At 71.8% G+C, this 13,924-nt stretch carries 14 protein-coding genes; 4 read left to right on the forward strand and 10 right to left on the reverse strand.

The window, feature by feature from the left end; all coding sequences use genetic code 11:
- Nucleotides 1-10: 10 nt before the first annotated feature.
- The gene (locus tag ACIQPT_RS06630; RefSeq protein ID WP_401153301.1) at nucleotides 11-784 is read right to left on the reverse strand and encodes a maleylpyruvate isomerase family mycothiol-dependent enzyme; all 774 of its coding nucleotides are present in this window, start codon (nucleotides 782-784) and stop codon (nucleotides 11-13) included.
- Nucleotides 785-1,042: 258 nt separating this feature from the next.
- Between ACIQPT_RS06630 and ACIQPT_RS06635 the strand changes: the two genes are divergently transcribed.
- Nucleotides 1,043-2,221 (forward strand): hypothetical protein, encoded by a 1,179-nt coding sequence (locus tag ACIQPT_RS06635; RefSeq protein WP_401153303.1) that lies wholly within the window; start codon nucleotides 1,043-1,045, stop codon nucleotides 2,219-2,221.
- Nucleotides 2,222-2,292: 71 nt separating this feature from the next.
- Here the strand turns inward: ACIQPT_RS06635 and ACIQPT_RS06640 are convergent, their stop codons facing one another.
- The 3 genes from ACIQPT_RS06640 to ACIQPT_RS06650 all read right to left on the reverse strand — a co-directional run bounded on the left by ACIQPT_RS06640 (nucleotide 2,293) and on the right by ACIQPT_RS06650 (nucleotide 5,032).
- Nucleotides 2,293-3,747 carry a flotillin family protein gene (locus ACIQPT_RS06640; RefSeq protein ID WP_401153305.1) on the reverse strand — a complete coding sequence of 485 codons (1,455 nt, stop codon included), beginning with the start codon at nucleotides 3,745-3,747 and terminating at the stop codon, nucleotides 2,293-2,295.
- A gap of 164 nt (nucleotides 3,748-3,911) precedes the next feature.
- Nucleotides 3,912-4,421 carry an NfeD family protein gene (locus ACIQPT_RS06645; protein ID WP_401153306.1) on the reverse strand — a complete coding sequence of 170 codons (510 nt, stop codon included), beginning with the start codon at nucleotides 4,419-4,421 and terminating at the stop codon, nucleotides 3,912-3,914.
- A 104-nt stretch (nucleotides 4,422-4,525) separates the two neighbouring features.
- The gene (locus tag ACIQPT_RS06650; RefSeq protein ID WP_401153308.1) at nucleotides 4,526-5,032 is read right to left on the reverse strand and encodes a peroxiredoxin; all 507 of its coding nucleotides are present in this window, start codon (nucleotides 5,030-5,032) and stop codon (nucleotides 4,526-4,528) included.
- A 162-nt stretch (nucleotides 5,033-5,194) separates the two neighbouring features.
- On the opposite strand from ACIQPT_RS06650, the gene ACIQPT_RS06655 reads away from it, so the two are divergent.
- The gene (locus ACIQPT_RS06655; protein ID WP_401153309.1) at nucleotides 5,195-5,944 is read left to right on the forward strand and encodes an alpha/beta fold hydrolase; all 750 of its coding nucleotides are present in this window, start codon (nucleotides 5,195-5,197) and stop codon (nucleotides 5,942-5,944) included.
- Between the two features lie 101 nt (nucleotides 5,945-6,045).
- The gene (locus ACIQPT_RS06660; protein WP_401153310.1) at nucleotides 6,046-7,776 is read left to right on the forward strand and encodes a SpoIIE family protein phosphatase; all 1,731 of its coding nucleotides are present in this window, start codon (nucleotides 6,046-6,048) and stop codon (nucleotides 7,774-7,776) included.
- A gap of 25 nt (nucleotides 7,777-7,801) precedes the next feature.
- Here ACIQPT_RS06660 and ACIQPT_RS06665 read toward each other — a convergent pair whose 3' ends face one another.
- A complete protein-coding gene (locus tag ACIQPT_RS06665; protein ID WP_401153311.1) occupies nucleotides 7,802-8,653 on the reverse strand; it encodes a GNAT family N-acetyltransferase in 852 nt (283 codons plus the stop codon).
- Between the two features lie 109 nt (nucleotides 8,654-8,762).
- The gene (locus ACIQPT_RS06670) at nucleotides 8,763-9,008 is read right to left on the reverse strand and encodes a hypothetical protein (RefSeq protein WP_401153313.1); all 246 of its coding nucleotides are present in this window, start codon (nucleotides 9,006-9,008) and stop codon (nucleotides 8,763-8,765) included.
- Nucleotides 9,009-9,212: 204 nt separating this feature from the next.
- Here ACIQPT_RS06670 and ACIQPT_RS06675 point away from each other — a divergent pair, with 204 nt between their 5' ends.
- A complete protein-coding gene (locus ACIQPT_RS06675) occupies nucleotides 9,213-10,547 on the forward strand; it encodes a ParB/Srx family N-terminal domain-containing protein (protein WP_401153315.1) in 1,335 nt (444 codons plus the stop codon).
- Nucleotides 10,548-10,551: 4 nt separating this feature from the next.
- Here ACIQPT_RS06675 and ACIQPT_RS06680 read toward each other — a convergent pair whose 3' ends face one another.
- From ACIQPT_RS06680 to ACIQPT_RS06695, 4 genes are all read right to left on the reverse strand, one after another.
- Entirely contained in the window at nucleotides 10,552-11,232 is a 681-nt protein-coding gene (locus tag ACIQPT_RS06680) for a hypothetical protein (protein ID WP_401153316.1), read from the reverse strand.
- Nucleotides 11,229-12,527 carry an MAB_1171c family putative transporter gene (locus ACIQPT_RS06685; RefSeq protein WP_401153318.1) on the reverse strand — a complete coding sequence of 433 codons (1,299 nt, stop codon included), beginning with the start codon at nucleotides 12,525-12,527 and terminating at the stop codon, nucleotides 11,229-11,231. The genes ACIQPT_RS06680 and ACIQPT_RS06685 overlap by 4 nt, the downstream gene beginning before the upstream one ends.
- Nucleotides 12,528-12,591: 64 nt before the next feature.
- A complete protein-coding gene (locus tag ACIQPT_RS06690) occupies nucleotides 12,592-13,179 on the reverse strand; it encodes a toxin (RefSeq protein ID WP_401153319.1) in 588 nt (195 codons plus the stop codon).
- 10 nt (nucleotides 13,180-13,189) lie between these two features.
- Nucleotides 13,190-13,789 (reverse strand): hypothetical protein, encoded by a 600-nt coding sequence (locus ACIQPT_RS06695; RefSeq protein WP_401153321.1) that lies wholly within the window; start codon nucleotides 13,787-13,789, stop codon nucleotides 13,190-13,192.
- Between the last annotated feature and the right edge of the window lie 135 nt (nucleotides 13,790-13,924).

Here is a 13,924-nt window from a genome sequence, read left to right on the forward strand (position 1 = left end):
CTCGGCGCTACTACTGCTCCGGGTCCCAGGCCACCAGCTGGTCGAAGATGTGCCCGTTGCCCTCGATCTTCAGGGAGTCGAACGGGATACGGCCGTAGAAGCCGAGGACCAGTTCGTTGGCCGTGCCTCGGGCGGAGGCGTCGGCCGTGGGCCCTGTGCCGGGTTCGGGCAGGCGGTCGAGCCGTGCGCCGTCGGCGGAGAGGCCGTTGCGCCAGGAGCGGCCCTCGGTGGAGTGGTAGTCGACCTTGGCCGGGTCGTGCGGCCAGGCGACCGTCGTCGTGCAGATGGTGGTCAGGAACTCCTCGACACCGTCGAGTGCCACCTCGTCCGGCAGTGGCTGCGGTGCGCCCACCGTGAGTTGGGCGTCGTAGGTGTGCACCGCTATCTCGTGGAGCTGGTGCCGGGCGACGGCACCACAGGTCCGCGGCGACTGAGACGTGCCCCACCAGACCCAGCAACCGCGGTCCGGGCCGGCCTCCCGCAGTGCGTCCAGCATTTCTTGTGTCGACGCGGCCAACCAGGCAAGCAGGGCCTCGCGTTCCCGAGGCGCGGACGAGTCGTCCTGCGGGGCGGACTTGGCCGTGGCGTCAGGTCCTGCGGCGATGGTGGCGGCCCAGGCGCGGCGGCCCTGGCCCAGGTGCTGCACCAGGTCGAACAGCGTCCACTCGGGACAGGTGGGCACCCGCACATCGAGGCTGGGGGCGGCGGCGACCGCGGCGCGGAAGGCGGTCGACCGTTCGTCGATGAGGCGCAGCAGGTCAGGGAAGTCCAGGGTGTTTTCCACGCCGGAGGTCTATCACTGTGCCCCGGCGACCGCATGCGGATTTTCGCAGACGCTGTCTTGAGCATGCGGCTTCGGAATCAGTAAGTCACCTGGTCGGGTGGGGTGTTCCGGCTTTTGGCCCTTGCGCCTTCTCGGCTGCGGTACCGTGATTTCGCCATCACGCTCTGTGTGTACCCGCGCACAGGGCGGCCCCCGGGGGTGTTCGTAGCACCACACCGGAGGCCTTCACCCTCTAGTGGAAAGACAGGTCCCACCGGGATGCTTTGGCATGCTATCGCGCCCTCTCGGCGCTACACGAAGGCTTCGCACGACGTCGTGCGTCATCCGCGTCTGGGCAGTGACGCGAAGATTCTGATCCTTTACGTTCAGGGGTTGCCCGACGACGGCACCGATCTGGCGTTGTCCGAGCATGCCCGCAAGCTGGGCATCAAGGGGCGGGCGTTTCAGCGGGCCAAGGAGCAGTTGGTCATGTGCGGGTTCGTGCATGAGGAGCGGACCGTCGGCGAGCGGGGGCGCTGGGTCACCCATCAGCTGTTCGCCAACGTTCCGTTGGGTGAGGCCGAGGCTCATGCTCTGTGGTCCGATGCGGGTGTCTGTTTCGGTGGTGGCTCGTCTCCGAGTGCGCACTCTCCGACGGTCGGTCAGCCGACTACTCGGACCGTCGGTCATCAACTACCGGTAGACGAAGAACAGGGGAAGAACTCTTCCCACCCACCTGTCGAAGCTCCGAACGCGGACCCGGCTACGGACGCGAAAGTTCCCGTGGGGGCGTTGACCGCTGAAGAGGCCGAAGCCGAGCGGGTGTTGTTGTCGCTGCGGCATGCCAGTGCGGAGCTTCGTCTCGGCGTTCTCCAGGCCCGATCGCTGGTCGCGCAGGCTGTGGAGTGGATGCGGCGCGGGGTGTCCGGAGGTGAGCTGCGGCGGGTGCTGAGCAGCAATCTGCCGCCGGACGGGGTCCGGTCCGCCGTCGGGTTCCTGCGGTACCGGATGGAGCTGATGATGCCCGAAGCCGTCCTGCCCGCACCCGCACGGGGTGTTGAGCTGGAGGCGAAGGCCGAGCCCCCGTCGGTCCCGCCTGCCGGTCCTCGGTACGTTGCGCCTCTCGTCACCTGCGCCGGGCCCGGCACCGAGCATGTCTTCCGGGCCATGGCGGAGGAGACCGAGTGCCCGGACTGTCAGCAGGCCGCCGCCTGGGAGCGCTGGGCCGAGCACCGTATCGCCGACCTCGGGGGCGATGCCGACGACTGGCAGGCACAGGAACAGCTCGGCGGGTGGCGGGGGCGGTTGGCCGCGGCCACCCGTGCCGCTGCCGGCCGTGCTTCCGCCGCCCAGCAGGCGGAGGGAGCCAAGCAGGCGGAGGGAGCCGAAAAGGACGCGGACGCGCCCGTGCCCGGCGGCGAATATGTCGCTGCCGGGCACGGGCACGGGCACGGGTAACGGGTAACTGGTGACGGGATCGGGCTCAGCCTCTTGCGGAGGCTCAGCCGTCAGCCGTCAGCCGTCAGCTGTCAGCCCTTGATCTCGATCTCGCCGTTCTTCGACGTCGAGGTGTCCGCCTCCGGGGCGTCCGAGGTCGCCGGAGCGGGCACCGTGCCCACGCGGCTCTTCAGGTTCTGGAGGAGGGCCGTCATGTCCACGCCCGTCGTCGACGTGAGCAGTTCCATGCCCTGCGCGACGTTGTCGGTGACCGTACGGGCCAGCTGGCTCGCGCCGTCCGTGGAGATGACCGTCATCTTGTCGATGGCGCTCAGCGGCTCGGAGGCCTTCGCCACGACGCTCGGGAGGACCTCGACCAGCATCTGGAGGACGGCCGCGTCGCCGTACTGCGCGAACGCGTCGGCCTTCTTCTGCATGGCCTCGGCCTCGGCCGAACCCCTGGCGGCGATCGCCGCGGCGTCCGCCTCACCCTCGATGCGGACCGCGTCGGCCAGCGCCGAACGGTGCAGCTTCTCACCCTGACCGGTCAGGCGCGAGCGCTCCGCGTCGGCCTCGGCCTCCTTGACCTGGGCGATGCGGCGGGCCTCCGCCTCCTGCTCGGCCTGGTAACGGGCGGCGTCGGCGGGCTTACGGACCTTCGTGTCCAGCTCGCGGTCGGTCAGCGCGGCCTGGCGCTCGGCGACCTTCTCCTGCTCCTGGAGGACTTCCTGCTGGCGTGCGGCCTCGGCGAGCGGACCGGCGGCGTTGGCCTGGGCGGCCGCGGCTTCCGTCTCGGCCTTGATCTCGGCCTGCTTCAGGTAGTACGTCCGCTCGGCGATGGCGATTTCCTCGGCCGCCTTCAGCCGGGCCTGCTCCGAGGCGCGCTTGGAGATCGCCTCGGCGATGTCCGCCTCCTGCTTGGCGCGGGCGGCCTCCGGGCGGCCGAGGTCCTCCAGGTAGGAGCCCTCGGTGGTGATGTCCTGGATCTGGAAGGCGTCCAGGATGAGGCCCTGGCCGGAGAGGCTGGCCTCGGCCTCCTCCGCGACCTGACCGGCGAACGCGGCCCGGTCCCGGATGATGTCCTCGACCGACATGCGGCCGACGATCGCGCGGAGTGCGCCGGAGAGCACTTCCTGGGTGAAGCCGACGATGCCGTCCTGCTGCTGGAGGAAGCGCTGCGCCGCGGCGCGGATCGCGTCCTCGCTGCCGCCGACCTTGACGATCGCGACGCCTTCGAGGTTCGACTTGACGCCGCGCAGCGTCACGGCGCCGCGCACCGCGATCGGGATGTGGCGGCTGGACAGGTCCAGGGTGAACTTCTGCTGGACGAACGGCACGACGAAGACGCCGCCACCGACGACGACCTTCTGGCCGCTGTTGTCGATGCTGGTCTGTCCGGTGACCGGATCCGTCGACTTCTTGCCGCGACGGCCGGTGATGATGAATGCCTCGCTGGGCCCGGCCACCTTGTAACGCGTGATGACGACGAGGCCGAGCAGAACGAGGAGTACGACGATGCCGATGACGGCGATGACAACTGGACTCATGAGAGGTGTCCCCCCTGCCTCCCGTGGGGGGACGGCAGATTGTTGTGGAGCGGGGCGGTGCTATGGAGTTGATCGGTGCGGTGTGTTGCGTAACCGCGGAAACGGAACGGTGGGTCGTAACGGGTGGTTGCCGGGACGGGCGGATGTGTACGGCGGATGCGTGGTCAGCGCTCCACCGGGCGGACCGCGACCGATGTGGTCGACAGCGTCTCTTCCACCCAGATCTCGGTCCCGCGTGCGACGGGCGCGGCCGACTTGGCGGCGTACTTCACGGGCTGGTCGCCCAGCCGCAGCAGCACCTCGCCGTAACCCTCGGCCGGGATGGCCGTCACGACGGATCCCGAGGTGCCGACCAGGTCGCTGTCGCGCGGGGTGGCGTGGGTCTGGTCGCGCATCAGGGCCTTGCTGAGTTTCCAGGTCAGCCAGCCCGCCGCCAGGCCGGCGGCGACACCGATGACCGTGGCCACGAACGTCCCCGCGCTCGTCGCGCCGAGCACGATCGCTCCGCCGAAGCCGAGCATCGAGATGAAGCCGGCGATCACCGGGAGCGAGAGCAGCCCGTCGAAGAGGCCGTCGAGCGCGCCGCCGAAGAGGCCTTCGAGGACCCCGCCGAAGATGAGCGAGAGCGCGAGCAGCACGATCCCCGCAATGCCGAGACCGAGAAAGAAGGTCACGCGATCACTCCCCTGTTGTCGACTTCCCCCGAGCATTTTCCGTCGATCTGGCTGGATGATCCCATACACCACCCGCTTCGGTCACTGCCGGGTTCCGGCAATCTTTACGCTTCTTTGATGCCGGACAACCGGTCGGTGAGTGTGGAGAGTGACTGGAAGGTCGCTCCGAGCAGCGCCACGTGCTTCCAGCGCAGAACGCCGTCCGGACCGATGAGGAAGACCGCCCGCCGTACCCCGATGCCCGGTGCGGAGACCCCGTACGCCTTGGCGGTCTCCCGGCCCTCGTCCGCGAGCAGTGGCATGCGCAGGTCATAGGCGCGGGCGAACGACTCGTGGCTGTCCACACCCTGTGGACTGATTCCCCAGACATCGGCGTCGAGACCCTCGAAGGCCTCCATGCCCGAGGAGTACGAGCACAGCTGCTTCGTGCAGACGCTGGTGTTGTCCCCCGGGTAGAACGCCAGCACCACGGACCGGCCCCGGGCGGACGACAGCCGGTAGTCGGCGCGTTCGAACGTGTCGCCCGAGCCCGACTGCGCTCCGCCCGACAGTACTCCGCCGGGGAGGGTGAAGTCCGGTGCCGCGCTACCGAGTTGAGGGCCAGATGCCATGGAGGGCTCCTTCGGTGTCGTATATAGGGGATGCCGTGGACGGCACGGATGGTTCCGTGGTCGTGACCGTACAGTGGACGGCACTTCACCCATCCGGAGCGGCCGCGGCGCCGAATACGGGGCGAGGGGCCCCGCGCCCCACACCCTGACCTGGAGGTACGCGTGGCCCAACGACCGCCGTCGGCAGCGGTTCTCGTCCTGCACGGGGGCCGCGAGAACGGTACGGGACCCCCGCCGCCCGGTCCGCTGAACCTGCCCGGGGTCCGGATGCGCCCCTTCGTCCGGGCTCTCGCCCGGGCCACCCGCGCCGCAGGTGAGGACGTCCTCGTGGTGCCGGTGCGGTATGCCCACCGGGGCTGGAACGGCACCCGCGCGGATCCGTTCCACGACGCCGTCGCCGCCCTCGACGCGCTGGCCGAGGAAGCGGGCGACGAGCTGCCCGTGGTGCTCCTGGGCCACTCCATGGGGGCGCGCGCCGCCCTCCGCGCCGCCGGGCATCCCCTGGTGCGGAGCGTCGTCGGGCTCGCGCCCTGGTGTCCGCCGGGGGACCCGGTCACCCAGCTCGCGGGCCGTGACGTCCTCCTCGTACACAGCAACCGGGACCGGATGACCAGCCCGCAGGCCACCCAGTCCCTCACCGCCCGGGCCCGCCGCGCCGGAGCACGTACCTGCATGGTCACCGTCCGGGGCGGCGACCACGCCATGATCCGCCGGGCCGCCGTCTGGCACCGTCTCACCACCGGGCTGGTCACCGGGCTGCTCGGTTCCGGCAGTCTGCCGGGGCCGGTCGACGCGGCCCTCGCCCTGCCGGCCACCGCCGAGGCCACGGAAGGCACCCTCGATCTGGACCTCGATCTGGATCTCGGTTCCGGCCCCGGGCCGTTCCGTGACCGGACGGGCGCCCCGCGCTGACCGGCCCGCCCGCTCCCGCTCCTGTCCTCCCGTCCTGCGGATGCGGTACGGGAACGGGCGGCCGACGATGGAGGCTCGGGAGTCGACGAGCGGCAGGAGGCATGCTCTTGCAGGCCGAGACGTGCGAGGACGGCATGCCGTCGTTCTTCGACCCGAAGACCGTGGCGGCCCTGTTCGACGGCAATCCGGCCGCCGTCGCGGTCCTCGACCACGATCTCCGTTACACCTACGTCAACCCGGCCCTCGAACGGCTCAACGGTCTCGCCGCCGCCTCCCACATCGGGCGGACCTTCGCCCAGGTGCTGCCCGATCTGCACGGTCAGGCCGCCGCCCTGCACGACGTCCTCGCCGACGGAAAACCCCGCGAGGAGACGATTCACGGGCAGACCTGGGCGGCGGCCGAGGCGGAACAGCGGTTCTGGCGGGCCACGTACCACCGGCTCGACGTGGACGGCGAGGGCTGCGGGCTGATGGCGATCGTCGTCGAGATCACCGACATCGCCCGGCAGCGCGAGGAGCTGGAGCAGGCCCGCGGGCACGTCGCCCTGCTCTCCACCGCCGCCGTCCGGATCGGTACGACCCTCGACATGGACACCACCTGCCAGGAGCTGGCCGATTTCGTGGTGCCGGCCTTCGCCGACGTCGCGGCGGTCGACGTCTTTCCGCCCGAGGTCGGGCACTCCGTACGCCGTCCGGCCCCCGGCGTCGTACGGCTCCGGCGGGCCGCGCTGCGGGGTGACGGCGAACTCGACGAGCAGGTGCAGCGGTTCGGCCATCCCGGGGAGTACGTCGACTTCGCGGCCGACTCCGCGGTGACCCGCTGCCTGGCGGAGAACGAAGCGGTGCTCGACGACTGGGAGGACCACGAGCGGGGCCGGAGCGTCCGTACCTCCGGGCGGATCGCCGCATCCCGGGCCCTCGGGCTGCGCCAGGCGCTCGTCGTCCCGCTCACCGCCCGCAGCCGGCCGCTCGGCACGCTCAGCCTCGCCCGGGCCGAGGGCGCCCCCGCCTTCAGCGACCAGGACGTGGCCGTCGCCCGCGAACTCGCCGTCCGGGCCGGCGTCGACCTCGACCACGCCCGCCGCTACGACCACGAGCACAGCATCGCCCGCGAACTCCAGCGCTCCCTGCTCTCCGAGCCCCGGGGACCCCACCCGCACGTCGAGATCGCCACCCGCTACCTCCCCGCCGACCGGGGCGTCCTGGTCGGCGGCGACTGGTTCGACGTCGTACCGCTCCCGGACGGCCGGCACCTCAAGGCGATGGGCGACGTGATGGGCCACGGGGTGGAGGCGGCCGTCGCCATGAGCCAGTACCGCTCGCTGCTACGGCTGTTGGCGGGCGAGGACCTGCCGCCGCACCGGATCCTGGAGCAGCTCGACACCATGGTGGAGCGGTCGGGCCTGGACCGGGCGGCGACCTGTCTGCTCGCCGTCGTCGACCGCTTCGGCGGAGTGTGCGAGGTGGCCAGCGCGGGCCATCTGCCCCCGGTCTTCATCGACCCGGGCGACGCGGGGGCCCGGGTCGTTCCGGTGCCGGTGGGGCCGCCGCTCGGCACCGGGTTCGGCGGCTACCGGACCGCGTCCGTGCCCTGCGGCCCGGGCACCGTGCTGTTCATGTACACCGACGGTCTGGTGGAGCGCCGGGGCGAGGACATCGATGTGTCCGTGCGGCGGCTCGCCTCGCTGACGCTGCCGCGGGGCGGGCACCTGGAGGACCTGCTGGACCAGGTCCTTGACCGGTTCGGCGAGGACGCGGAGGACGACATCGCCGTCCTGGCCTCCCGGATCCGCGAGGGGCCGCCGGTGCTGCGGCCGACCCCGGCGGAGTGACGGCCGCTGTTTCCATGAGCACCGGTCAGCCCAGCTCCAGGCTCGTGATGCCGTACAGGCCCGGCCGGTCGATGGCCGGTTCCGGGCCGCTGTACATCCGTGCCGTGTCGAACGACGGGGCCAGGCCCAGCTCTTCGGCCAGCCGCACCGCCGCCGGGTTCACATCCGGTACGTCGACGGCGACCGGGGTGTCCGGGGCGGTGGCCGCCAGCGCGCCGACCAGGGACGCCGCCACGGCGGGGGACGTGGCGTACAGCGGGCCGATCCGGGAAGCGGCGCGGCAGGCCCGCAGCACCCCGAGTCCCTGGAGCTCGCCGTCCCCGACCGCCGCCAGGGCCGTGCGGCCCGGGGCGGTGATCCAGGAGGCGAGGAAGGTGTCCCGGGCAGCCGGGAAATACCGCCGGTCGTAGGCGGCGAGCAGGTCGAACGGCACGCTCCGGGCGTCGACCAGGGTGGTGCCCGGCGGGGGTGCGATGTCCGGCGGGGGCGTGCCCTCGAAGCGGGCGTTGCTCCAGCAGGTGCGGAAGCCGGAGCGGCGGTAGTTGTCCTGTTGCGCGGGCACCCCGTCCAGTCCGACGGTGCGCCCGGAGAGCCGGGCCGTCCCGGCCTGCCAGGTCCGCAGCCCGTAGCCCTGTCCGCGCAGGTGGGGGCGGGTCAGATAGAAGCCCAGGAAGCCGTACGCGCTGCCGTAGCGGACGACGGAGACGGAGCTGACCGGTTCGCCGTCCAGCCGGCCGAACAGGAAGCCGCCGGGGTCGGTCGCGAAGAACACCGCGCCGTCGTGCAGGCCCGGGTTCCAGTTCTCCTCGTGGGCCCACTCGCCCAGGGTCACGATGTCCTCGGCGCGGGCGGCGGTGATCTCGAAAGGGTTCGGCACGGCACCTTCGTACCCCGGCCGGGCATCGTTCAGTGATCGACGATGGGGCGATTTCCGGCCTTTCGGGCGGGGCTGAGCCTTTCGGACGGGGCTGACGTGGGGTCGGCGCTCAGGCCGTTTCCGGGTTCTCCCGCTTCCGGCCGCGCAGTTGTCGCAGGACGAGGGCGGCCGAGGTGATCAGCGGCAGCAGCCCCGCCACCGCGTCGGCGGTGTTCAGCTTGTCGTGCGTGCCCTTGGCCCGGCGGACCTGCTTGGACGCCCTGATGACCGCGAGGGCGCTGCTGCCCAGGCTCAGCACGAGCCCGGCCTTGCTGCCGCGCAGGCCCTTGACGGGCGCGGTCCGGTTCTTCGCCATCGGGACACCTCCAGCCGGTGGGGCCCGTCCGTTCGCGGGCGCGCCCTCCCCGTCCACGTAACCGGGTGTCCGCCACCCCCGCAAACGCGGGCGGTCCCGTCGCGGCACCCCGGCGCCATCCCTCGTTCACATCGCGTCCGCGCGGGGGTCGTCGCGCCTTGCGATGGTCCCCCGGGCATGACCATTTCGCGGGAGGGGACGTTCATGAAGAGATCGAAAGCGCTGCTGCTGGCCGGGGTGCTGGCGGCGGGCACGGTCGTGGCCGGGGCGGGGACCGGAGCGGCGGCCGGGGATCCGTGCGCCGGGAGCGGGCCGCTGCCGCGCATCTGCGCGCAGCCGGGGGACCTGATCGACGTCACGCTCGGCGAACTCCACCCGACCCAGGCCGTACTCGGCTTCGACCAGGTCTTCTACAAGCTCGGCCGGTACGGCAGCGACCGCGACGAGGCGGCGGGAGACGTCAACAAGCGCTTCGACGACTGGTGCGAGACCAACGGCCAGAAGGAGGCCGCCTCGGCCGGTCCCGGCGCCACGCTGGGCGATCCGTCGAGCTTCTCCTGCGCCGTGCCGGTCGGGCAGGAGACGCCGAAGACGATCGCCGCGATGAAGACGGCCGTCGTCGGACCCGGCGGCAAGCTGTACCTCACCGACGGGCACCACACGCTGACGTCCTTCCTGGAGGGGCCCGACGGCTCCACCGACCTGCCCATCCGGCTCCGCGTCACCGACAACTACAGCTCCCTGTCCACCCCGGCCTTCTGGCAGCGGATGACGGCCGAGAAGAAGGTGTGGCTGCGCGACGAGAACAACCGGCCGCTCGGCGTGGACCGGCTGCCGGACCGGCTCGGCATCACGCACTTCCGCGACGACCCGTACCGCAGCCTCGTCTACTTCACCCGGGACATCGGTTACGAGGTCCCCGACGGGGCGACGGAGTTCCTGGAGTTCTCCTGGGGATCCTGGCTGCGCGGCGAGCACGACGCGTCCGCGTACGACCTGACCGCCCCGGGCCCGTACCTCGACCTGGTGAAGCGCGCCTCGAAGTCGATGGCCGCGCTGGACGCCGACGCGGTCGTCGACGACGGGAAGACCGCCGCGCAGCTCGGCCGGATCGACGAGTGGAACGGCGGGAAGAAGGAGACCGGCGGGGAGTTCGCCAAGCTCGGCAAGCCCCTGAGCGACCCCAAGCCCGGCAAGCTCGCCGAGGCCCTGGACTACAAGGCCCGCGTCCTGCCCGTCCCGGCCTGCACCACCACGGTCACCGGTCCCCGCAACGGGCCCCTGGTCGTGACGAGCGGGGTCACCTGCCTGGACCGGGCCGCCCAGCGCGGGCCCGTCGTCGTCCGCCCGGGGGCCGCCCTCGTGGTCACCGGCTCCACATTGGACGGCCCGCTCCAGGCGGACGGCGCGACGGCGGTCCACCTGTGCGGTTCGCGCGTCAGCGGGCCCGTCGTGGTGACCCGCAGCTCCGGCCCCGTACGGATCGGAGGCCCGGGCTGCACCGCGAACACGATGGACGGGCCCGTGGTGGTCCAGTAGCCCCTCAGACGAATACGTACGCCACCGTCGTCGCCGCGCCCAGGCCCGCGCCCGCCAGGGTCTGGGCGACGGTGTGGTAGCCGAGGGCGACCCGGGACCAGCAGACCGCCGCCGTCAGCGCGTACGCGGCGATCCACCAGGGGGAGTGGACGACGGCGAGGAGGGAGACGGACGCCGAGGCCACCGCCGAGTCGACCGAGATCTTCCACACCGTGTTGACGGCCAGCAGGCCGATCGTCATCACCCAGAGCGCGAGCATCGCGACGAGGATCCCGGTGGGCGCGTTCCCCAGCACCATCACCACCGAGCCGGCGCCGATCGAGCCCAGGATCACGAAGAAGATCGGCGCCCGCTTCGTGCGGTCCACCACATGGCGGTCGCCCCAGGTGCCGCGCCCGCGCTCCCACTCGATGTATCCCGCCGGGATCAGCCCGGCGCAGAGCGCCCCGAGGAAGCCCCAGAGCAGCCCCGTCCAGTCGCCCGCCGCCGCGAGGCCGATGCCGAGCATGCCCGCCAGCAGGACGTTGCGCGGCTGGAGGACGTCGGTGACGGTGCGGGCCACGGAGGCCGTGCGGGCGGAGGCGGTGGGGATCCCCTCGCCGGTCGAGCCCTTGCCGGCCGCGCCCCCGCCGGTCGTGGCTCCGCCGGTCGTGGCGCCGTCGGTGGTGTCCGTGCTGCCGGTCATGCGCTCGTCTCCGTCGTGCGGGTGGTTTCGGTCGTCGTCGTCGCCGCCGTCGCCGTCGCCGTCGCGGCCGCGAGGACCGCGCGGGCGCGCTCCTCGCCGACCGTCCGGTACGCGGCGGCGACCCGGACCAGCCGGGCCACCTCGCCGTCCTGGTCCGCCGCGTGCTGGGAGGCGACCGGCGCGGCGCCCCCGGCGGGCGCGCCGGAGGCCTTCGCGAGCAGGGCGGCCCGGATCCAGTAGGCGTCGGTGAGGGACGCGGCCCGGCGCGGGTCGTCCGTGTCGCGGGCGGCGGCCCGTCCGGCGGCGTCGAGCAGCCCGTCGGGCACGTAGTGGCGGAGCTTCTCGGCCGCGTCCGCGATGTCGGCGGCCCAGCGGTCCACCCGCAGGTCGGCCGGGACGTTGAACCGGGTCAGCTCGCGGGCCAGCGAGGCGGGCGGGTCGAACGGCTGGTCCGGGAACACGGTCATCAACTCGCGCCAGAGGGCGTGCAGCCGTACCTGGGCCCGGCACAGCCGGGCCCGTCGCAGGCCGGCCGCGAACGCGGGCACGGACGCGCCGAGGGCGAAGAAGGCGAACAGCACGAGCTGCGCGGCCTCGGTGATCTGGTCGAACCGCAGGGCGAACGCCTCGCTCGGCTCGTCCACCGCGCTGATCCACAGGAAGAGGGTGCGGCTGACGGTGTAGCCGACGCCGATGAACATCGCGAACGTCATCATCCCGAGCCCGATGCGCAGATGGCGCCGCCGGGCGTCGAGGGTGGCCAGGCCCCACTGGAAGGCGCACACGGCGGACGCGGCCCCGAGGTAGAGGTAGAAGACGCTCATGTAGAGCGTGGCGCCCCACTCCCCGGCGTGGTCGGAGACGAAGCGGTCCGAGGGCTCGGAGCGGTCGACGACGGTGAAGAACAGGACGGTCAGCAGGATCAGCGTGGCGACGGATGCCTTGGCCGCCAGCTTCTGGACGAACCGCGCGAACCGTACGTGGCGGGGGACCGCGCCCTCTTCGGGGTAGCTGCCGTAGATGGCCACGATGTAGCTGAGGATGGCCAGAATTGCCACGGTGGCGGTGTAGTGCTTGATGAGGACGGCGAGGTCGGTGACGGCGCTGTTGTTGAGGCCGATGCGGACCGCCTCGGTCTTCGTCCACAGCGCGACGGCGAATCCGGCGTAGCAGCCCCACAGGGCCCGCCGTCTGCGGTCCTCCTCGTCACCCCACAGGGCAGCGGGCATACGCCACAGGGCAACGGCCGTCATCAGGCCGGCTATCAGGTAGCCGGCGAGATCGAGGGGGGTCACGGCGGTGTTCGTCCTCGGGGTCGTGAGCGCGGGGTGGGGCCCGCGGGCGGCGCGGTGGCACGTGTCAGGCGTCGTCGGACCGTCTTCCGGGGAAGAGGCCGCGCCGTCGGTTGGCCATCGGGCGGGACAGGGAGTTGTCCAGCCGCCCCACCATGTCATCGGTGGTGAGGTCCCGCGCCATCCGAGGGATCAGGGAGGCACCGAATTCGGCCATGCGTTCGTCGTGGGTCGCGTACTGCGCACGGGCCTGGACGGTGCCGCCGCCGGAGGCGAAGGACTCGGCGGCGGCCGGGGAGATCATCCGGGCGATCAGCGAGGTGTCGAAGACCGGGAGGAGCGTGCGCAGTTGCTCGGCGTCGAGCGTCGTCCCGTGGTCGAACCACTCGTGGCACAGCTCGTGCAGGATCACGTGCTGGGTCTGGTACGCGGTCGGCCTGCGGCGGTAGAGGACGAGGCTGGTGCCGCCCGCCTTCAGGCGCAGCCCGCAGGCGGCGTTGACGCGGGCGAGGCGGTCCGGCATCTCGTGCAGCCGGATGGTGCGCCCGCCGGCCTCCTCCATGTTCGCGACGAGTCCGTCCAACGAGAAGGGAACCGGGATGGGCAGGTCGGCGAGCCCGGCCTCGCACTCTTTCCGCAGTTTCCGCAGGGACATGACCAAGACGCTACGCTGCCGGACCCGTGGGGCGGTGGTCCACGGCGGAATCCCTTCCGCCGCCCTCCCCGCCGGTCCTCCCGTCGCCCTCCCTGCCGGGGCCCTCCTTCTCCCGGGCCGCGTCCTCCAGCAGGGACAGGGCGAACCGCAGCAGTTCCGGCGGGAGCCCGTCGTCGTCCAGGCCCCGGCCGGCCAGGCCGCTGATCTCGCCGGTGCGCCGCTTGGCCAGGAACTGGAGTCCGGCGACGACGTCGTCGACGACCTCGGACTCCTCCTTGAAGAAGCGCCAGTCCACGCCGAACCCCAGGCCGAGGGCCTTGAGGATGTCCTCGGACGGCTGGGTGACCTTGCCGGCCAGGATGTTGGAGAAGTAGCTGTGCGACAGCGAGCCGCCGCGGTCGCGGACCAGCTCGGCGAAGACCCGGCCCGAGATCTTCTGGCCGGGGAAGGTCTTCTCGACCATGTACTCGACCTTTTCCCGCAGCGAGCCCAGCCGGGGAAGCTCGTCCGGAGCAGGGGGGCCGACGGGTTCCGGACCGCGTTCGTCGCCGTCGTCCATGGCCATCCGGGCCTCCACGATCACCTCGGAGTCGGAACTGAGCTTGCGCAAACACTCTACGTCACTGTTAACTCGAAAAAACACGGGCAGGGGACCACGAGGGGAGTCCCTTGCCCGTGAATGATCCTGTGCCCCGCGACGCCCGGAGCAGGCTCCGGACAGGGGTGTAGCCCTTCACGACGGGGG

This window comes from Streptomyces sp. NPDC091289, from assembly GCF_044757365.1.
Lineage (GTDB): Bacteria > Actinomycetota > Actinomycetes > Streptomycetales > Streptomycetaceae > Streptomyces.